We start from the raw sequence: 19,405 nt of genomic DNA, 5'->3' as shown, positions 1-19,405 counted from the left end.
TTCGCTAGGGAGATCACCATGTCCATTTTCAGGACTGCCAGTACGCTCGCACTGGCCACGGCGTTGGCGCTCGCCGCCGCACCGGCCTTCAGCTATTCCATCAGCAACAACAAGATCGTCGACGACAGCGGCAAGGTGGTCCAGCTCAAGGGCGTCAACGTGTTCGGCTTCGAGACCGGCAACCATGTCATGCACGGCCTGTGGGCACGCAACTGGAAGGACATGATCAAGCAGATGCAGGGCCTGGGCTTCAACGCCGTGCGTCTGCCGTTCTGCCCGGCCACCCTGCGCAGCAGCACGATGCCGACCAGCATCGATTACAGCCTCAATGCCGATCTGCAGGGCCTGAGCTCGCTACAGATCCTGGACAAGGTGATCAACGAATTCAACGCGCGCGGCATCTACGTGCTGCTGGATCACCACACCCCCGATTGCGCCGCCATCTCCGAGCTCTGGTACACCAGCGCGTATTCCGAAGCGCAGTGGCTGGACGATCTGCGCTTTGTCGCCAACCGCTACAAGAACGTGCCCAGCGTGATCGGCCTGGACCTGAAGAACGAGCCGCACGGTGCCGCCACCTGGGGCACCGGCAACGCGGCCACCGACTGGAACAAGGCCGCCGAGCGCGGTTCGGCCGCCGTCCTCGCGGTGGCGCCGAAGTGGATCATTGCGGTGGAAGGCATCACCGACAACCCGGTCTGCTCGACCAATGGCGGCATCTTCTGGGGCGGCAACCTGCAGCCGCTGGCCTGCACCCCGCTGAACATTCCGGCCAACCGGCTGCTGCTGGCGCCGCACGTGTACGGGCCGGACGTGTACGCGCAGTCGTACTTGAACGACAGCAACTTCCCCAACAACATGCCCGCCATCTGGGACCGTCACTTCGGCCAGTTCGCCGGCCAGTACGCGCTGCTGCTGGGCGAGTTCGGCGGCAAGTACGGCGAAGGCGATGCACGCGACAAGGTATGGCAGGACGCGCTGGTGAAGTACCTGCGCAGCAAGGGCATCAACGAGGGCTTCTACTGGTCGTGGAATCCCAACAGCGGCGACACCGGCGGCATCCTGCGCGACGACTGGACCAGCGTGCGCGAAGACAAGATGGCACTGCTGCGGACGCTGTGGGGCACGGTGAGCAGCACCACGCCGACGCCAACTCCCACGCCAACACCGACACCGACACCGACACCGACGCCATCGCCCAGCGGCAGCTTCAGCACCAAGGTGATCGTGGACAGCAAGTGGGCCGGTGGCTATTGCAATCGCGTGCAGGTCACCAATACCGGCGCCGCCAGCGGCACCTGGGCAATCTCGCTGCCGGTCACCGGCACCGTCAATAACGCCTGGAATGTCACCTGGTCGCAGAGCGGCAGCACGCTCAAGGCCAGCGGCGTGGACTTCAACCGCACCCTGGCCGCCGGTGCGACGGCCGAGTTCGGCTTCTGCGCGGCAGGCTGATGCAATGCGGCGGGCACGCACTGCCTGTCCGCCATTACCTTGCAAGCTGCCGACAGCTTGCAAGGCAAGGATCTGGCGTCGTCACGCATCGATCGCTGGATCGATGCCCAGCACCTCGTAGGAGCGCCCCCGGGCGCGATGGGGCGTTATCGATAACGCCCCATCGCGCCCGGGGGCGCTCCTACATTGCAGCTGTCGCAAGCGGGCGCTGCCGCAATTAGCGTTCAACCCGCATGTGAATCAGCCGCTATCCACAACATAGCGCCCTGCGCGCGTTCTGGATGCCGTTGCCATGCCTGTTGTCTCCCTGTTGCGTCGTCACGTTGCCAACCTCCCGCTCACCCTCAAGTTCGTCCTGTTGTGCAGCTTGTTGACGGTGGGCGTGATCCTGCTGGCAGTGGCTGCGGCACGCCTGCAATACCTGGACCTGATCGAGGCGCGCAAGCTCAGCGTCAAGACCGAGGTGGAGATGGGCCTGACCGTGATGCAGCGCTATGCGGACAAGGCCAAGGCCGGCGAACTGACGGTCGCACAGGCCAAGGAAGCTGCACGCACCACGCTGGCCGACATGCGCACCAACGACGGGGTGGATTACTTCTTCATCGTCGACCCGCAGATGCGCATCCTGATGCATCCCAAGCGCGCCGTCGGCACCGACATGAGCGACTACAAGAGCGATGCCGGGCAGTACGTGTATCGCGACATCAAGACCGCGATCGAGCGCGGCGACGGCTTCAGTTACTACAACGCGCCCAAGCCGGGCAAGCAGGAACAGCTGCCCAAGATCAGCTATGCCAAGACCTTCCCGGCCTGGAACTGGGTGTTGGTGATGGGCGTGTACGCCGAGGACATCCAGGTGCAGGCCTGGGGCTTCACCCGCACCCTGACCTTGATCGGCGGCGCCTTGGTGGCGCTGGTGATCGGCCTGTGCTGGTTGATCGCCTCGGCGATGGCGGCACCGCTGCGGGCGGCATCGCGCACCGCGGAGGCGATCGCCTCGGGCCGCTTCGACAACGATATCCGGGTCGAGTCGCGCGACGAAACCGGCCAGCTGATGCACAGCATGCAGCAGATGCAGACCCAGTTGCAGCGCTTCAACGGCGAGATGCAGACCATGATCCGCCTGCAGCAGGGCGAGAACATCGCGCACCGCATTCCGGAGGATTTCCCCGGCGATTACGGCACCCTGGCGCACGGCGTGAACACGGTGGTGTTCGAGCATCTGGATGCCATCAACGAGGCGATGGAGCTGATGGGCGAGTACGGCCGTGGCGATCTGCGCCGCGACATGCGTCGCCTGCCCGGCCAGCGCGCGGCGCTGCACGAAGCGCTGGACACGGTGAAGAGCAACCTGTCGGCGATCAACAGCGACATCGCACGCCTGGCCGACGCGGCCGCGCGCGGCGACTTCTCCGCCCGCGGCGAGCAGTCGCGCTACCAGTTCGCGTTCGCCGAAATGGTGCAGGCACTGAACCGCCTGATGCAGCAGGCCGATGCAGGCCTGGACGATGTCGGCCGCATCATGGCCGCGATTGCCGATGGCGATCTGTCGCAGCGGGTGGAATCGCATTACGAGGGCGCATTCGGCCGCCTGGCCAATGCGGCCAACCGCACGGCGATCCAGCTGACCAGCATCGTGCAGGGCATCCAGCACTCGGCCGAGACGATCAACACCGCCGCAGGCGAGATCGCCAGCGGCAATGCCGACCTGTCCACGCGCACCGAGCATCAGGCGGCGAACCTGGAAGAAACCGCCGCCTCGATGGAAGAGCTTACCTCCACCGTGCGCCAGAACGCCGACAACGCGCGCCAGGCCAACCAACTGGTCAAGGGTACCGGCGAGGTCGCCGAAAGCGGTGGCCGCGTGGTGCAGGAAGTGGTCAGCACCATGCAGGCGATCACGCAATCGTCGGCGCGTATTTCCGACATCATCGGGGTGATCGACGGTATCGCGTTCCAGACCAATATCCTGGCCTTGAACGCGGCGGTGGAAGCGGCGCGCGCCGGCGAGCAAGGCCGCGGATTTGCGGTGGTGGCCACCGAAGTGCGCGCGCTGGCGCAGCGCTCGGCCGGCGCGGCCAAGGAAATCAAGCAGCTGATCTCCGATTCGGTGGAGAAAGTGGCGCAGGGCTCGGACCTGGTGCAGCAGGCCGGCAGCACCATGACCGAGGTGGTCAGCTCGGTGCAGCGGGTGACCGACATCATGGCCGAGATCACCGCTGCCAGCACCGAGCAAAGCGCCGGTATCGAGCAGGTCAGCACCACGGTGATGCAGCCGGACGAAATGACCCAGCAGAACGCCGCACTGGTGGAGGAAGCCACCGCGGCGGCGCGCAGCATGGAAGACCAGGCGGCGGATCTGACCCGCGCGGTGGCGGTGTTCCGGTTGGTACCGGACGCCAGGCGGCCGCAGGCACGCAGCGCATCGAACGCGCAGGCCGCTGCAAAGCAGCCCATCGCCGCGCAGCCTGCGCCTGACCGAAGACTGCATGCCTGAGCGATACCACCTGCCACGCACGCGGGCTCGCGCCCCTGTGCGCCAGGCGATATCGGTAGGAGGCGCGGCGGTACCCGTCACTGATTGCCTGGGATCGTGACGCAACGACAGCCCTCTGCAGTGCGCCCGCGCAAGGTCGCGCCGCAATCGCGGGCCGACTGCACCGTCGCCATCTTGTTGGAAGCGATGGCATGCAGTGGGAAAGCGGGGGAACCGCGCGCCTGAGCACCAACCGCGTGGCCCAAGGTGCCGGGATCCGCATCGGCTAGTGCTATCGCTCGTTCCCTGGCAAGGACGCACCTGGCGTTGCCTACGTCAACGCGGACGCTGCTGGAAGTCGGAGATGGCGAGTTGCGATTCGCAGCCGGCTTGTGCATCCGTCGGCAGCAGCAACGCGCTGGCCTGCACCATCAATGCACGACGCTTTACGACCGCGGCGCTTGCCCGGCCGGCCGACGCGTGCGCTTGGCCGCATACATCGCCTCGTCAGCGGCATGCATCAGGCTGGCCGCTTCGGCCTGTGCGCCGTATTGCCAGGCCACGCCGATGCTGGGCTGGATCGGCAGGTGCTGGTCGCCGAACAGGGCACCTTCCGCCGCCAGCGTGCGGATGCGGTCTGCTACTGCGGCGCATTCGGCCTGCGCATCCTGCAGTGCGTCCAGCAATACCACGAATTCGTCGCCGGCCAGGCGTGCGACCAGATAGCGCTCGCCGGCCGCGCGTTGCAGGCAGCTGCCAAACGCCACCAGCACCGCGTCGCCGGCGCGGTGGCCGTACACATCGTTGATGCGCTTGAAGCCGTCCAGATCCAGGAACATCACTGCCACCGCGCGCTGCTGCTGTTGCGCCTGCGCAACCGCCACCTGCAGCGCTTCGGACCAGGCATGCCGGTTCGGCAGGCCGGTCAACGCATCGCGGGTGGCGCGCTCGTGCATCAGGCGGTGCAGTGTCTTGTGCGCGGTGACATCGTGCGCCATCAGGAAGAAGCCCTGCCCCTGCGACGCGGCCGCATGCGTTTCCGGGACCAGGGTGACTTCCACATCGCGCGGAGCAATTCCGCCGCGCAAGACATGTTCGAAGCTGGCGCGTTGCCCGGCCACCACGTGTGCCAACGCAGCGCGCGCGGCGGGGCTGAGGTCTTCGCCCAGCACCTGGGTGATATGGCAACCGACCAGGCTGGCAGGCTCCACGCCGAGCCAGTCGCGATGGGCCTGGTTGGCGAACAGGCAGCGCAGCCGGGCATCGAACTGGGCGACCAAGGTGGGCGTGGCGTCGCTGATCGCGCGCAGGCGCGCTTCGCTTTCGGCCAGCCGCTCGGCGGCCACGTGACGCTCGGTGACGTCCTGGATCTGCGAGACGAAATGCACTGGCGCACCGCTGCTGTCGCGCACCAGCGACACCGACAGCTGCGCCCAGATCACCGCGCCTTGCTGGCTGATGTAACGCTTGGCCAGGCTGTAATTGTCGCGTTTGCCATCGATCAGGTCCTGCACCAGTTGCAGATCCATCTGCAGATCGTCCGGATGGGTGATCTGCTGGAAGGTGGTGCGCAGCAGTTGCTCGCGCGGGTAGCCCAGGATGCTGCACAACGCCGGATTGACGTCGCGCCAGGCGCCTTCCAGCGACACGATCGCCATGCCTTGCGGCGCAGTTTCGAATGCACCGGTGAAGCGCTCGGCGGCCAGCTGCGCGGCGGCTTGCGCCTGCAATTCGGCGGTGACGTCGATGGCCATCGCCAGATACCCGGCCAGGCCCTGCTGCGCATCGTGGATCACGTTAAAACACAGGCGCACCCGACGCAGATCGCCGTCCTTGCGCACCAACGTCCAGAGTTCTTCGGCCAGCACATCGCCAGCGGCGGCCGCTGCCAGCTTCACGTACGACGGCGGCGACAACGCCAGCGTCGCCATGTGCCGTTCCAGTTCGGCCGGCAGATGAAACCGCGACGGGCAGGTGCCCAGCACCTCGTCGGCGCGGTAACCGAGCAGACGCTCGGCGCCGGGATTGAACAGTTCGAGACGGCCCTGCGGGTCGAACGCCATGATCGCCACGTCCTGCGAGGCATCCACCAATGCCTGCAGGCGCGCACGTTCGCCGGCCAGTGCGGCCGATGCATCCTTGAGCTGGGTGATGTCGTGCATCACGCACACCGCGCCTAACGCCGCACCCTTGTCGCCAGCCACCGGGTCTGCATTGCACAGCACGCTGCGCGGCAGCTGGTTGGTAGCGCGAATCACCAGTTCGGCATTGCGCACATGTTCACCGCGCCAGGCACGCAGCAGCGGGATGGCCTCGGTGGGCAACAGGTGGTTGCCGTCGGCGGTATAGAGATCGAAATGCTGCGCCCATTGCACCGGCGGAAGCAGGCGCGGATCGGTGCCATGCCATTGCCGGGCCGCGTGATTGAACTCGCGCAGCAAGCCGTCGGTGCCGCAGGCCACCACGCCGTCGGGCATGGCTTCCAGCAACATGCTCAAGGTCTGCCGCTGCGCCTGCGCAGCCAGCCGGTCGCGGCGCGCTTCCAGCTGGTTGGAGGCCTGGCGTGCGAGGCGGATCAAGGCCTGCTTCCGGTCGTCGTCGAGCACGCGCGGTTTGGTACTGAGCGTGCACAAGGTGCCGTAGGCGTAGCCTTCGCGCCCGATCAACGGCACCCCCACGTAGGAGCGCACACCCGGTGCGGCGGTCACCAACGGGTTGTTGGCGAAGCGCGGGTCGGCCTCGGCATCGGGCACCTCCATCAGCTCGGTGCCCATCACCGCGTAGGAGCAGAACGACACGCTGCGCGGAGTGCCTTCCAGATCGGTGCCGCAGCGCGCCTTGAACCATTGGCGGTCGGCATCCAGCAGCGACACCATCGCCATCGGCGCGCCGCTGACATGCGCGGCCAGCCAGGCGATGTCATCGAATTCGGCCTCGGCCTCGCTGTCCAGCACGCCCAACCGTCGCACCGCGTCCACGCGCAGGGCGTCGTCGACAGGGATCGGCACGGGCGGCAACAGGACGGTCATGGCGTGATCGGCGGGCGGCGTCTGGTCAAGATAGGTCGCCCCAGGTAACGGCGAAGCGATGAGCAACTTGAGCGGACCCGGCCGGGCCCGCTTGGGCAGGCACGCGCCGGCAGGCCACCGCGCCGGTACGAAGTGCCGTCGCCTTTTCGGCGTTGCAGCCGCCGGAAGACCCCGCCCGGCGCACCCCTGCCCATCAGCATTTGCGGCGCCGCCAAGCAGCCACTACCCTCGGCCGATTGTCCTGTTCTGGAGTGTCACATGCTGCGTCCGCTGTCCCTGTTGATCGCCGGTGTGCTCGGCGTCGCTGCCGGTTCCGTCGCCCCCGCCGTGGCCGCCGCCCCGGCCAGCCTGGCCAGGAGCGCGGCCAGCAGCGCCATCCCCGACATCGGCTACACCCGCTTCACCCTGCCCAACGGCCTGACCGTTGTGGTGCATGAAGACCACAAGGCGCCGGTGGTGGCGGTGAGCATCTGGTACCACATCGGCTCCGGCGACGAGCCGGCCGGCAAGACCGGCTTTGCGCACCTGTTCGAGCACCTGATGTTCTCCGGCTCGGAAAACAACAAGGGCAGCTTCTTCGGGCCGCTGGAAAAGGTCGGCACCACCGACATGAACGGCACCACCTGGTTCGACCGCACCAACTATTTCGAGACCGTGCCGACCACCGCGCTGGATACCGCGCTGTGGCTGGAATCGGACCGCATGGGCCACCTGCTCGGCGCCATCGGCCAGCAGGAACTCGACACCCAGCGCGGCGTGGTGCAGAACGAGAAGCGCCAGGGCGAGAACCGCCCCTACGGCCGCGTGGACCAGAACATCCTGTCCAACCTGTTCCCGGCCAACCACCCCTACCAGCACGACACCATCGGCTCGATGGAAGACCTGGACGCGGCCTCGCTGGCCGACGTCAAACAGTGGTTCAACGACAATTACGGCGCCGCCAACACCACCCTGGTGCTGGCCGGCGACATCACCGTGGCACAGGCACGCGCCAAGGCCTTGCAGTACTTCGGCGATATCCCGTCCGGCAAGCCGGTGGCGCGTCAGCAGCCGTGGGTGACCCCGCTGGCCGCGCAGAAGCGCGGCGTGCAGCACGACCACGTCTCGCAGCCGCGCATCTACCGCACCTGGGCCGCCCCGCAACTGGGCACCAACGACATCATCCAGCTGGATCTGGCCACCACCGTGCTCGGCGGCGGCAAGACCTCGCGGCTGTACCAGCGCCTGGTCTATCAGGACAACCTGGTCGACGACGTCTCCGCCTCGGTGCAGCCGTTCGCGCTGTCCAGCCAGGTGCAGATCCAGGCCGACGTGAAGGATGGCGTGGACCCGGCCAGGGTCGAGGCGATCATCGACGAGGAGCTCAAGAAGTTCATCGCCCAGGGCCCGACCGCCGACGAGCTGCAGCGCGCGCAGGTGGCCTACCGCGCCGGCTTCGTGCGCGGGCTGGAAAAGGTCGGCGGCTTCACCGGCAAGGCGGTGATCCTGGCCGAGGGCCAGGTCTACCGCGGCGACCCGGGCGCCTACAAGAAGGATCTGCAGCGTGGCCAGGCCGCCACCGTGGACAGCGTCAAGCAGGCCGCTGCCAATTGGTTCGGCAAGGGCGATTACCTGCTCACCGTGCTGCCGGCCGGCAAGGATTTCGACCCCGCCGCCGAAGACAAGGCCGTGGTCGCGCGTGGCGAAGAAGCCGGCAAGCCGGCGCCGAAGCTGCCCGCCGCAGGCAAGTTCACCGTCACCGCCTCCACGCTGGATCGCAGCAAGGGCGTGCCGCAGACCGAGCAGTTCCCGGACCTGAGCTTCCCGAAACTGCAGCGCGGCAAGTTGAAGAACGGCGTCGAAGTGATCCTGGCCGAGCGCCACACCATCCCGGTCACCCAGGTGAAGCTGCTGTTCGATGCCGGTTATGCGGCCGACCAGGACAACAAGCTCGGTACCGCCAGCTTCAGCGCCGCGCTGATGAACGAGAGTACCGCCGCGCTGGATTCGGTGGAAGTGGCCCAGCGCCGCCAGCGCCTGGGCGCCATCACCTCGGTCGGCTGCGACCTGGACAGCTGCAGCGCCTCGCTGGATGCGCTCAACGACCAGTTGCAGCCCTCGCTGCAGTTGTTCTCCGACATCGTGCGCAACCCCGCCTTCAAGGCCGCCGACATCGAGCGCGTGCGTGGCCAGTGGCTGGCCGGCATCGCACAGGAAAAGACCCAGCCCAACAGCCTGGGCCTGCGCGCGTTGCCGCCGTTGCTGTTCGGCCAGAACCACCCCTACGGCATCCCGCTCACCGGCAGCGGCACCGAGGCCGCGATCAAGAGCCTCAACGCGCAGGATCTGCAGCAGTTCCACCGCCAGTGGCTGCGTCCGGACAACCTGCGCATCCTGGTCGCCGGCGACACCACGCTGGCGCAGATCATCCCGCAGCTCGATGCCGCCTTCGGCGACTGGAAGGCCCCCACCAGCGCGTTGCCGAAGAAGAACCTGGCCAACGTCGCCGCCCAGCCCAAGCCGCGCGTGTACCTGATCAACCGCCCGGACGCGCCGCAGTCGGTGATCCTGGCCGGCCTGCTGGCCCCGTCCACCAAGGCGCCGGACAACCTGGCCATCGGCGTGGCCAATGGCGCCTTCGGCGGCACCTTCACCTCGCGCCTGAACATGAACCTGCGCGAGAACAAGCGCTGGGCCTACGGCGCCCGCACCCAGATCGTGGATGCGCAGGGCCAGCGGCCGTATCTATTCTCGGCCCCGGTGCAGACCGACAAGACCGCCGAGTCGGCCAACGAGATCCTCAAGGAAGCCACCGCCATCATCGGCGACAAGCCGTTGACCACCGACGAGATCGAGAAGATCAAGAACCAGCGCATCCGCGCCCTGCCCGGCAGCTTCGAAACCACCGGTGCGGTGCTGGGTGCGATCGAAGGCATCGTGCAGTTCGACCGCCCGGACGATTACGTGCAGACGCTCAAGCCGCGCCTGGAAGCGATCGATCAACCCGCCGCTCAGACCGCCATCGCGCAGATCATCAGGCCGGAAGCGATGACCTGGGTGATCGTGGGCGACCTGAAGAAGATCGAGGCTCCGGTACGTGCGCTCAAGCTGGGCCAGGTGCAGGTGCTGGACGTGGACGGCAAGCCGGTCAAGCGCTGAGGCTGGTCAGTCGCACTCCGACGGCGCGGCCCTGGAGCCGCGCCGTTTCTACATGCGCGGTACGCAATGGTGCGCCCGCGTATGAGTCCCCGGTGCCTGCGTGCACTGCGCAGGCATCGCACGCGGGTTGGCAAGCTCGCGTCAGCGCTCCAGCTCGCCGCTCGCATGTCCCTCGCCTGCGCGGCGCGGCGGGGATGCCGATCTGGAGACGCTCTCCAGGCCATGCCGGAGACGTGGCCGATATCCACGCGGCGTTATCGGTGGTGCCGGTATCGTGGCATCCTTCTCGCTCGCGCTTGTCCGACTGACTCGATGAAGCAAATGCCCCCGGCTGACGAAGCCTCCCGCCAACAGGTCCTGGACGGCTATCGCATCGTCGACAGCCTGCCCGAGGACACTTACCAGGACGTCGTGCAAGTCGCGGCCGCGCTGTGCGACACGCCGATCGCACTGATGTCGCTGATCGATCGCGACCGCCAGTGGTTCAAGGCCCAGCTCGGTCTGGGCATGCAGCAGACCGACCGCAGCCAGGCGGTGTGCGATCACGCCATCCGCAGCCCCGAGCAATTGATGGAAGTGCGCGACCTGACCCAGGACAGCCGCTTTGCCGATGTCTCGGTCGTCACCGGCGAGACCGGCGCGCGCTTCTATGCCGGCATGCCGCTGGTCACCTCCGACGGCGTGGCGTTGGGCACCGTCTGCGTGCTCGACACCGAGCCGCGCACGCTCACCGACACTCAACGTACCGGGCTGCAGGCACTGGCGCGCGTCACCATGCGCCTGCTGGACGAACGCAAGCGCGAGTTGCAGCTCGAGCGCGAGGCGATCCTGCAGCCGGTGGCACCGGTCGCCGTGCCGGCCGCTGCCGACAGCGGTTATTACCTGGTGATCCTGGAAGTGCAGGAGCTGGCCGCACTGGCCGAAAAACAGAGCGAGCGGCTATTGGGCCGCGCCTTGCAACAGCTCGACCAGGCCCTGGCCGCGCAGGCGCAAGCCAACGGCGACAGCGTGGACCGCGTCACCGACAGCGCCGAATTCATCGCCGTGCTGCGTGGCCCCGATGCCGACCAAAAGCTGCAGGGGCTGCGCGACATCGCCCAGCAGCAGCATGCGCACGGGCTGACGGTGCTGATCGGCCAGGCGCAGGCAGCCGGTGGCGACGAGCCGATCGGCCAGGTGTTCCTGCGTGCGGAAGCCGCGCTGAGTGCGGAAAAAGACCGTTACCGCCAGAGTCTGGCGTAACGCCCGGAGTCGGCGCCTCGCAACAAATCGGTTTTCACTCAGACACAGACCAACTGTTTGGTGCGGTGTCCTGCCGATTGCGGGATCCTTGGCATGGATGCCGCCAAGGAGCCTCGATGGACGGAGTCACGGCGGGCCCGCAAGCGGTGCAGGCGCCGCGCAGTCGACTCACTCACCGTCACGCGTCAACGCTGCGCGTGTGGCCGATCCGTTGCCACCACCGATACAGCTCTTTTGGAGCCTTCGCTCGCCCGTCCTGACCAGCACGCAAACGCAGTCACTGCCCCACTCACCCAATCGCACACTGCTTCAACTGGCGGTCGGCGTACCACAGTGCGCGGCGGGCCAGATCGTAGGCGCTGTCGGCCTGGCGCGGCAGCAGTTGTGCGGCCATCACCGGGTCGGCGCCATTGTTCAAGGCGTGCTCGGCACGTTCCAGATCGCCCAGGTGCGTGCGCACCGGCGACAACAGCGATGTGCGTTTGGACGCATCGCAACGCGCGCTGCGTTGCTCCAGCGCTGCCAGCGCCTGGCGGATGCGGCGGCTGGCTTCGCCCTTGAGATCGGGCGGCGGCTCGTGCGCGATCGGCACGGCCTTGTAGGCATCGCCGGTCGCCTCGCTGCCCACCTCGGCCTGATTGCCGGCCAGCGCGGGGTTGAAGCGCACATCCGGCGGTGGTCGCGCCTTGGCCACCTGCGTCTGCGGCCCATTGAGCATGTCGTTGAACTTCTTCATGCCACGATTCATTTCCTGCATCGCCACATCGCCCAGCGTGCCGTCGCTCTTCCAGTCCTTGGCAAAGCGCGTGTCCTGGTACTGCACCGGATTGACCCGTTCCATCACGTTGCGCGCCTTGGCCTGCGCGCGTTCGTCGGCCATGCCCGGTGGCACCGCGGCGCCGGCTTGCGCCATCGGGTCGACCTGCGCATCGCGCGGCATGCGCAAGCGGCCTTCGCGGGTGTAGAGCTGGGCGGCCATCGATTCGCCAGCCGGGGCGTTGGCGGCCGCCACCTGCCGCTGCGGCGGTGGGGTGCGTGTCGGCGGTGGCGCACTGCGTGCGGATGAGGCCGCGGCCGGCGCTGAGCGCGGTGTGGAATCGCGTTGCTGCGGCGGTGTCACCGGCGCCGGCAGCGTCAACTGCGGACGCGGCACGAAATACACCTGCAAACTGTCGTCGTGTCGCACGGTGTCGCGTGGCGGCGGCATATACAGCAACAGGCAGGCAAGAAAGAACAGGATGGCGCCCGTGCATGCGGCAGCGGCGACATGCGGGACAAGCGTTTCCTTCCTGCGGGTAATCACAATGCGGGAGACCAATAAGATGAGAGGTGCGCACGCCGCACCGTGAACCCGATGCAGGACGCGCAAATCTAGCGGGCGTGGCGTTTGCGCGCGTTTGAAATTCGTTGTCTGGGCCGCAGGCGCCAGCCGCCATTCACATTAGCGAGCGTGGCGGCCGACGCCCCCTGCTTGCCGACGGGCACTGCCCTGCCCCGGCGGTATGGATCCTGCATGCTGTGGCGGCGGTCGTCCGCCCTACATCGGTCGATGCCTGCTGGCCAGGGTGCGGGCCGCACATGCTCAACCATCCTCCGAGTGGTACAGCCGCTGGCAGACTTCGCAGAAAAACGCCCGCCGCCCGGCCTTGCCCAGGTGCTTTCGATACTGCAGCGGCGCGCCATCGCGCGGGCAGCTGGTTTTGGTATGCACCCGATACTGCTTCTTCAGCACCAAGGCCTTTTTCCAGGTATAGAAGTCGAAGCTGTACGCGCGCGCCTGGGTGACCAGCTCGCCGAGCTTGCGCGCCGGCAATGCGCCCACCGTGCTTTCCGGATGCACACGGATGCGATGCAGCACTTCGTTCTTGATGATGTTGCCGACGCCGGCAAAGATGGCCTGGTCCAGCAACGCATCGGCGGCCAGCATGCCGGGTGCGGCGCGCAACTTGCGCCGTGCCTGCGCGCCATCCCAGAGCGGGTTCATGACATCCGCGGTCCAGTCGTAGACCTCGTCCAGCGGGCGCTCGATGAGCTGCACCGAGCAGGCGTAGAAATTCAGGCGCTGGCCCTTGGAAAACTCCAGGCGCAGACGCGGCACCGCATTCGGCTTGTCCTCGTCGATGCGATAACTGCCGAACAACAGAAAGTGGATGCGCACGCTGAACTGCGCGCACTCGATCAGGAAGTGCTTGCCCCAGCTGCGTAACGCCAGCACCTTTTGCTGCTCCAGCCGCGCGACGTCCTGCTTGCTGTTGCCGGACACGCGCAGGACCTTGCGGCCGACAAACGCTTCGGTCTGCTCGCGCAGGATGACAAGGGAAGGACCTTCTGGCATGCGCCCAGTATCGAAGCCGTCGGTGAGTCGGCCGTGAGCGCAATGCACACGCGACGCTGACACGCGCGCATGCATAGAGTGCTGCCCACCCGTCTTGCGTACACCTCATGCAGGCTCGTTCCTCCATCGCCCTGCCGCGTGTGCGCTGTGGCTGCGCAGGCTGGTCGATCCCGGCCGCCGCCCGCGCCGCATTCGGCGATGGTGCCAGCGTCTTGCAGCGCTATGCCACGCGTTTTGATGCGGTGGAAATCAACTCCTCGTTCCACCGCCCGCACCGTGCCAGTACCTACGCGCGCTGGGCCGACAGCGTGCCGGAGGATTTCCGCTTCTCGGTCAAGCTGCCGCGCAGCATCAGCCACGATGCGCGCCTGCAGGGTGCCGGTGCGTTGCTGGATGCCTTCCTCGCCCAGGCCGCTGCGCTGGGTACGCGGCTGGGCTGCCTGCTGCTGCAACTGCCGCCCAGCGCCGTGTTCGATGCGCCGGTGGCGGCCAGGTTTTTCGCCATGCTGCGGCGGCGCTGGGACGGCGGCGTGATCTGCGAACCGCGCCATGCCAGCTGGTTTCTCCCGCAGGCACAGGCGCTGCTGGCGCGCCACCGCATCGCACGCTGCGCCGCCGATCCGGCGCCGGTGCCGGACGCCGCCACACCGGGTGCGACAGCCGGCCCACAGTACTGGCGCTGGCATGGCGCACCGCGCATCTACTACAGCAGCTACGACGACAGTGCGCTGCAGACACTGGCCGACGCGGTGCGCAACGCAGCGCAGGACGCAGCGCATCCGCAGGCAGAGCGCTGGGTGATCTTCGACAACACCGCCGCCGGGCTGGCGGTGCCCAACGCGCTGCAGCTGCAGCGTCTATTGCAGACCGATCGCCCGCGCCAGGGCTGACGCGCAAGGACCGACAGCCAGGCGTTACCCGTCTTGCCGCCGGATGCATCCACGCCGCTGCAACGGGTTAGGCAGGCAAGGCCGCCCTGGCTCCGGCCACTCCCCCCAATATTCGCCGGCTGCAGCGCACTGGCCGTGCCGCCCGCCCGTCGCTCGCCACGCTGCGCCCGGCCGCGCGCTGTGGCGCACATCTTGCAGCGACGTCGGCAATCCGACCCGGTCCGCACGCGGCTCAAGCTGCCTCGATCCGGGCCGATAGGCCTGAATCGGCAACGCAACCCGCGCAATTACCTGCAGCACCGCGCCGGATCACCTTGCTGAATCCTGTCGTCTCCGTGCGAAGCCTGTCGGCCTGCCGACGCCGTCGTCCGGCCCCGCCCGCCACTTCGGTCGTTTACCATGCCGCACGTCACTGCCCGTTCTGGAGATGCCATGAGTTCTGCCGCGCCCCCGTGCTGCACGTCGCTGCTTGGCCTGTCGCTGAGCATGTTCGTGGCGCCCTGCACGCTGACCGCCGCGCCCATGGACACTCCGGGCGTCAACGCACCGGCGGCCACACCGCCTACGCCCGACCTGGCCTACCCGGAACTGTTCCAGGCGGTGCAGAGCGGCGAGCTGTTCGACGACCAGAAGCACTTCGTCGACTTCCTGCCGCTGCGCGACCCGGCGCTGATCAACGCCGACTATCTGGCGCAGCACGATCACCCCGGTTTCGACCTGCGCAAGTTCGTGGACGCCAATTTCGAAGAGTCGCCGCCGGTGCAGACCGACGCGATCCGCCAGGACACCGCGCTGCGCGAACACATCGACGAGCTGTGGCCCAAGCTGGTGCGCAGCCAGGCCCACGTGCCGCCATACAGCAGCCTGCTGGCGCTGCCGCATCCGTACGTGGTGCCGGGCGGGCGCTTCCGCGAGGTGTATTACTGGGATTCCTACTTCACCATGCTGGGCCTGGTGAAGAGCGGCGAGACCACGCTCAGCCGCCAGATGCTGGACAACTTCGCCTACCTGATCGACACCTACGGGCATATCCCCAACGGCAATCGCAGCTACTATCTGAGCCGCTCGCAGCCGCCGTTTTTCTCCTACATGGTGGAACTGCAGGCCGGCGTGGAAGGCGACGCGGTCTACCAGCGCTACCTGCCGCAGCTGCAGAAGGAATACGCCTACTGGATGCAGGGCAGCGAGGACCTGCAGCCCGGCCAGGCCGCGCGCCATGTGGTGCGTCTGGCCGACGGTAGCCTGCTCAACCGCTACTGGGACGAGCGCGACACCCCGCGCCCGGAAGCCTGGCTGCACGACACCCGCACCGCCGCCGAGGCCGGCGACCGCCCGGCCGCCGAGGTCTACCGCGACCTGCGCGCCGGTGCCGAGAGCGGCTGGGACTACACCAGCCGCTGGCTGGCCGATGGGCAGAACCTGCGCACCATCCGCACCACCGCCATCGTGCCGATCGACCTGAACAGCCTGCTGTATCACCTGGAGCGCACCCTGGCCCAGGCCTGTGCGCAGCCGGGTGCCGAGTGCACGCAGGACTACGCGGCGCTGGCACTGCAGCGCAGGCAGGCCATCAATGCGCACCTGTGGAACGCGGCCGGTTACTACGCCGACTACGACTGGCAGACCCGCAGGCTCAGCGACCAGGTCACCGCCGCGGCGCTGTATCCGCTGTTCGCCGGCCTGGCGACCGACGCGCATGCCAAACGCACCGCCAGCACGGTGCGCGCGCGCCTGCTGCGCCCCGGCGGCCTGGCCACCACCGCAGTGAAGACCGGCCAGCAGTGGGACGAGCCCAATGGCTGGGCACCGCTGCAATGGGTGGCAGTGGACGGCCTGCGCCGGTATGGCGAAGACGCGCTGGCGCGCAGCATCGGCGAGCGCTTCCTCACCCAGGTGCAGGCGCTGTTCGCGCGCGAGCACAAGCTGGTCGAAAAATACGGCCTGGAAGCCGATGCGGCCGGCGGTGGCGGCGGCGAATACGCGCTGCAGGATGGGTTCGGCTGGACCAACGGCGTCACCTTGATGCTGTTGAACCTGTATCCGGACACCGCGGCCAAGCCGGCGCCTGCCAAACGCGTGCGCAAGCCCGAAGCGGCCACGCGCTGAGTGTGCGCCAGCGCTGCCGGGCACTGCCCGGCGGCCGCTGGCGCCTCGCAGCTCCGGCGGTCGGCAACGCCGGCGGATCGCGGCCGCGAACATCGCCCCGCTCCTCGCACAAGGTAAAGACGTTTTCTGCAGGAGCAATCTAGCCCGGCTAGCAATGCCACGAGCCCGACGCTGATCTCAACAGCATTGCGCAGGCCGAACGGTTGTTTTATTGACGCCCCGCCTTCGTGCCGGACCGTGTGGCGCAGCTGAGATTGCATACGCCGGTGCCTCGCACGCACATGGGTCGCTGCAGCAGTGGCGTCTCGGCGTTATCTCTTCATCGTCTTGCAGTGCGTCGAGGACAACCGGTCTCCATCACGCTGCAAGACGACAGCGCTACTCCACCACGCCGCACGGATCCCGCTGGGTCGTCGCCTGGTTGGCGGTCGTCGCGCGCCCACGCGCTGACCGAGCGCCATCTGCGCCGCACCATCGGTGCAGACGCACAGCGACTCGTACATCGGTACGCTTCGAAGACACTGGCCTGCCGCGTATCATGCGCACTCTTTCACCTCCAGGACGGACCCATGGCCGTACGCACGCTCAACGAATTTCTCGCCCATTCCAAGGAAAAGGACGTCAGCCCCGATCCGTTCGAACTGGAAAATCCGCACCTGCTGGAAGTGCGCCTCGACGGCATGGTGTGGTCCAAGGCCGGCGCCATGGTCGCGCGCACCGGCAACGTCAAGTTCACCCGCGAGGGGCTGCTGGAACAGGGCCTGGGCAACCTGCTGAAGAAGGCAGTCAGCGGCGAAGGCATGCAGCTGATGAAAGCCGAAGGCCAGGGCCGGGTGTATCTGGCCGACCTCGGCAAGCTGGTGACCTTGCTGCGTTTGAATGGCGAGGCGATCTTCGTCAACGGCAACGACGTGCTGGCGTTCGAATCCGGCGTCGAGCACAAGATCACGATGATGCGCAAGGTGGCCGGCATGCTGTCCGGCGGCCTGTTCAACGTGCGCCTGAGCGGCCACGGCATCGTCGCGATCACCTCGCACTACGAGCCGCTGACCCTGCCGGTCACCGCTGCCAGCGGCCCGGTGTTCACCGACCCCAATGCCACCGTGGCCTGGTCGGGCACGCTGACCCCGGAGCTGGTCACCGACGTGTCGATCGGCACGCTGTTCGGCCGCGGCTCCGGCGAAAGCCTGCAGATGCGCTTTGCTGGCGAAGGCTGGGTGGTGGTGCAGCCGTACGAGGAAGCCAGCTTCCAGGCCAAGGGCTGATCCAGACTGCCCGGCAGCAATCAACACTGCGCATCGCCTGGTTGCACGCTACGCAGCTGGGCAGTTTTCCATCCAACCCTGTAGGAGCGCCCCTGGGCGCGAGGGCCTTCCCGGTAACGCCACATCGCGCCCTGGTGCGCTCCTACGGCTTTCCTGCAAGATGATTGCGCTGACGGCACCTCGTAGAAGCGCCCCTGGGCGCGAGGGCCTTCCCGGTAACGCCGCATCGCGCCCAGGTGCGCTCCTACGGGTTTTCTGCATTCTGCCGCGCGCTGTACAGCTACCAGGCCGCCCTAGCCTGGCATTGCGTAGTCACGCAACCGTGGGCGACAGACGATTGCGCTGACGGCACCTCGTAGGAGCGCCCCTGGGCGCGAGGGCCTTCCCGGTAACGCCACATCGCGCCCTGGTGCGCTCCTACAGGTTTCCGGCTCTGATGCATCACACCCAGCCGCGCTTGCGGAACCATGCAAGCGGCACCAGCATGCTCAGCACGATCACGCCCAGCGCCCAGTAATACGCGTCGTGCCACTTGAGCTCGGGCATGTAGGCGAAGTTCATGCCCCAGATGCCGACCAGCACCGTGGGCGGAATGCCGACCACCGAGGCCACCGCCATCACCTTCATCACGTTGTTCTGGTCCATGTTGATCATGCCCAGCACGCTGTCGAGCAGGAACTCGATGCGGTCGTCCATGTGCTGCTGGAACTCGCTCAAGGTGGTCAGATCCTTGTGCAGCAAGCCGATGCGTTTGGCCGCATCGGCACCGAACCAGTCCGGCGCGGCGCCGTCCAGATAGGTGACCAGACGCAGCAGGCCCTGCCCGGCATTGTGCAGCCCGCCCAGACGCCGGCCCATGCCCCCGACCTGATGCAGCATGCGCTCCAGGTCCTTGGTTTTGTGCGGGTTGTCGAACACCTGCCGGGTGGTGTCGGTGACCTCGGCTTCCAGCGATTCCAGCCGGTCTGCCAGGTGCCCCACCAACTGGTCGAAGATGCGCAACAGCAGATCGTCGGCGCTATGGCAGGGCTCATGCGCAAGACGCGCGGCCACCGCATCCAGCGAGCCCATGTGCTGCTCGCGCAGGGTCACCAGCATGGTCGGCGACGACGCAAAGCCCAGCGGCGCAGTCGGGCCATCGTCGTCCTGAAAGCGCGGCACGTTGAGAAACAGCACCTCGCCCTGGCGCCGCACCCGGCTGGAGAATTCGATCTCGCCGATCGCCGCACGATCCGGCAGCGCAAAGCCCACCTTGTCTGCGGCCTGCGCCAGTTCCTGCGCGCTGGCCTGGCACAGGTCGACCCAGCAACCTTGCGTATGCTGCGTTCCGGCAATCGGGTGCGTGGTGATCATGCGATGGGCCGTGGCGATGGATGGCGGCGAGCATCCCGTTCCATCCCAGCCGCGTCAACGTCGCGCGCATCGCGTGCTTAGCTGCCAGTGGCCTTTATCGCGGCGCCGTGCAGCCA

Annotated in this window: 11 protein-coding genes; 7 read left to right on the top strand and 4 right to left on the bottom strand. The window is 67.2% G+C overall.

What is annotated here, in order from left to right:
* Window positions 1-18: 18 nt before the first annotated feature.
* Together XarbCFBP7408_RS17485 and XarbCFBP7408_RS17480 are read left to right on the top strand one after the other, a co-directional pair.
* Window positions 19-1,455: a glycoside hydrolase family 5 protein gene (locus XarbCFBP7408_RS17485; RefSeq protein ID WP_104564033.1), complete on the top strand. Its 1,437-nt coding sequence runs from the start codon at window positions 19-21 to the stop codon at window positions 1,453-1,455.
* Window positions 1,456-1,765: 310 nt separating this feature from the next.
* A complete protein-coding gene (locus tag XarbCFBP7408_RS17480; RefSeq protein ID WP_181106835.1) occupies window positions 1,766-3,952 on the top strand; it encodes a methyl-accepting chemotaxis protein in 2,187 nt (728 codons plus the stop codon).
* Between the two features lie 425 nt (window positions 3,953-4,377).
* On the opposite strand, the gene XarbCFBP7408_RS17475 is transcribed toward XarbCFBP7408_RS17480, so the two are convergent.
* Window positions 4,378-6,960, bottom strand: a complete 2,583-nt coding sequence (locus XarbCFBP7408_RS17475; RefSeq protein ID WP_104564031.1) for a PAS domain S-box protein — start codon at window positions 6,958-6,960, stop codon at window positions 4,378-4,380.
* Between the two features lie 258 nt (window positions 6,961-7,218).
* On the opposite strand from XarbCFBP7408_RS17475, the gene XarbCFBP7408_RS17470 reads away from it, so the two are divergent.
* Window positions 7,219-10,098: a M16 family metallopeptidase gene (locus XarbCFBP7408_RS17470; RefSeq protein WP_104564030.1), complete on the top strand. Its 2,880-nt coding sequence runs from the start codon at window positions 7,219-7,221 to the stop codon at window positions 10,096-10,098.
* A 312-nt stretch (window positions 10,099-10,410) separates the two neighbouring features.
* On the top strand, window positions 10,411-11,340 hold the full coding sequence (locus tag XarbCFBP7408_RS17465; RefSeq protein ID WP_104564029.1) for a GAF domain-containing protein: 930 nt from the start codon (window positions 10,411-10,413) through the stop codon (window positions 11,338-11,340).
* Between the two features lie 289 nt (window positions 11,341-11,629).
* On the opposite strand, the gene XarbCFBP7408_RS17460 is transcribed toward XarbCFBP7408_RS17465, so the two are convergent.
* Window positions 11,630-12,643, bottom strand: a complete 1,014-nt coding sequence (locus XarbCFBP7408_RS17460; protein ID WP_181106829.1) for a hypothetical protein — start codon at window positions 12,641-12,643, stop codon at window positions 11,630-11,632.
* 279 nt (window positions 12,644-12,922) lie between these two features.
* On the bottom strand, window positions 12,923-13,675 hold the full coding sequence (locus tag XarbCFBP7408_RS17455) for a DNA-formamidopyrimidine glycosylase family protein (RefSeq protein WP_104564028.1): 753 nt from the start codon (window positions 13,673-13,675) through the stop codon (window positions 12,923-12,925).
* A gap of 107 nt (window positions 13,676-13,782) precedes the next feature.
* Between XarbCFBP7408_RS17455 and XarbCFBP7408_RS17450 the strand changes: the two genes are divergently transcribed.
* The 3 genes from XarbCFBP7408_RS17450 (at window position 13,783) to XarbCFBP7408_RS17435 (ending at window position 17,936) form a co-directional block, all read left to right on the top strand.
* A complete protein-coding gene (locus tag XarbCFBP7408_RS17450) occupies window positions 13,783-14,565 on the top strand; it encodes a DUF72 domain-containing protein (protein ID WP_104564027.1) in 783 nt (260 codons plus the stop codon).
* Between the two features lie 432 nt (window positions 14,566-14,997).
* Entirely contained in the window at window positions 14,998-16,671 is a 1,674-nt protein-coding gene (gene treA, locus XarbCFBP7408_RS17440; protein WP_104564026.1) for an alpha,alpha-trehalase TreA, read from the top strand.
* Window positions 16,672-17,240: 569 nt separating this feature from the next.
* On the top strand, window positions 17,241-17,936 hold the full coding sequence (locus XarbCFBP7408_RS17435; RefSeq protein ID WP_012437307.1) for an AIM24 family protein: 696 nt from the start codon (window positions 17,241-17,243) through the stop codon (window positions 17,934-17,936).
* 441 nt (window positions 17,937-18,377) lie between these two features.
* Here XarbCFBP7408_RS17435 and XarbCFBP7408_RS17430 read toward each other — a convergent pair whose 3' ends face one another.
* Complete coding sequence (locus XarbCFBP7408_RS17430; protein WP_104564025.1) at window positions 18,378-19,289, bottom strand: CorA family divalent cation transporter; 912 nt, start codon at window positions 19,287-19,289, stop codon at window positions 18,378-18,380.
* Between the last annotated feature and the right edge of the window lie 116 nt (window positions 19,290-19,405).

It is taken from the genome of Xanthomonas arboricola pv. guizotiae (assembly GCF_002940205.1).
Lineage (GTDB): Bacteria > Pseudomonadota > Gammaproteobacteria > Xanthomonadales > Xanthomonadaceae > Xanthomonas > Xanthomonas arboricola_C.
The sequence above is the reverse complement of the archived record's forward strand: the minus strand, read 5'-3'. Positions and strand labels throughout refer to the sequence as shown.

Excerpts from the sequence above, each read along its gene's own strand:
- XarbCFBP7408_RS17485 (WP_104564033.1), top strand. The coding sequence starts at position 19 with ATGTCCATTTTCAGGACTGCCAGTACGCTCGCACTGGCCACGGCGTTG.
- XarbCFBP7408_RS17475 (WP_104564031.1), bottom strand. The coding sequence starts at position 6,960 with ATGACCGTCCTGTTGCCGCCCGTGCCGATCCCTGTCGACGACGCCCTG.
- XarbCFBP7408_RS17470 (WP_104564030.1), top strand. The coding sequence starts at position 7,219 with ATGCTGCGTCCGCTGTCCCTGTTGATCGCCGGTGTGCTCGGCGTCGCT.
- XarbCFBP7408_RS17465 (WP_104564029.1), top strand. The coding sequence starts at position 10,411 with ATGAAGCAAATGCCCCCGGCTGACGAAGCCTCCCGCCAACAGGTCCTG.
- XarbCFBP7408_RS17455 (WP_104564028.1), bottom strand. The coding sequence starts at position 13,675 with ATGCCAGAAGGTCCTTCCCTTGTCATCCTGCGCGAGCAGACCGAAGCG.
- XarbCFBP7408_RS17450 (WP_104564027.1), top strand. The coding sequence starts at position 13,783 with ATGCAGGCTCGTTCCTCCATCGCCCTGCCGCGTGTGCGCTGTGGCTGC.
- treA (WP_104564026.1), top strand. The coding sequence starts at position 14,998 with ATGAGTTCTGCCGCGCCCCCGTGCTGCACGTCGCTGCTTGGCCTGTCG.
- XarbCFBP7408_RS17435 (WP_012437307.1), top strand. The coding sequence starts at position 17,241 with ATGGCCGTACGCACGCTCAACGAATTTCTCGCCCATTCCAAGGAAAAG.
- XarbCFBP7408_RS17430 (WP_104564025.1), bottom strand. The coding sequence starts at position 19,289 with ATGATCACCACGCACCCGATTGCCGGAACGCAGCATACGCAAGGTTGC.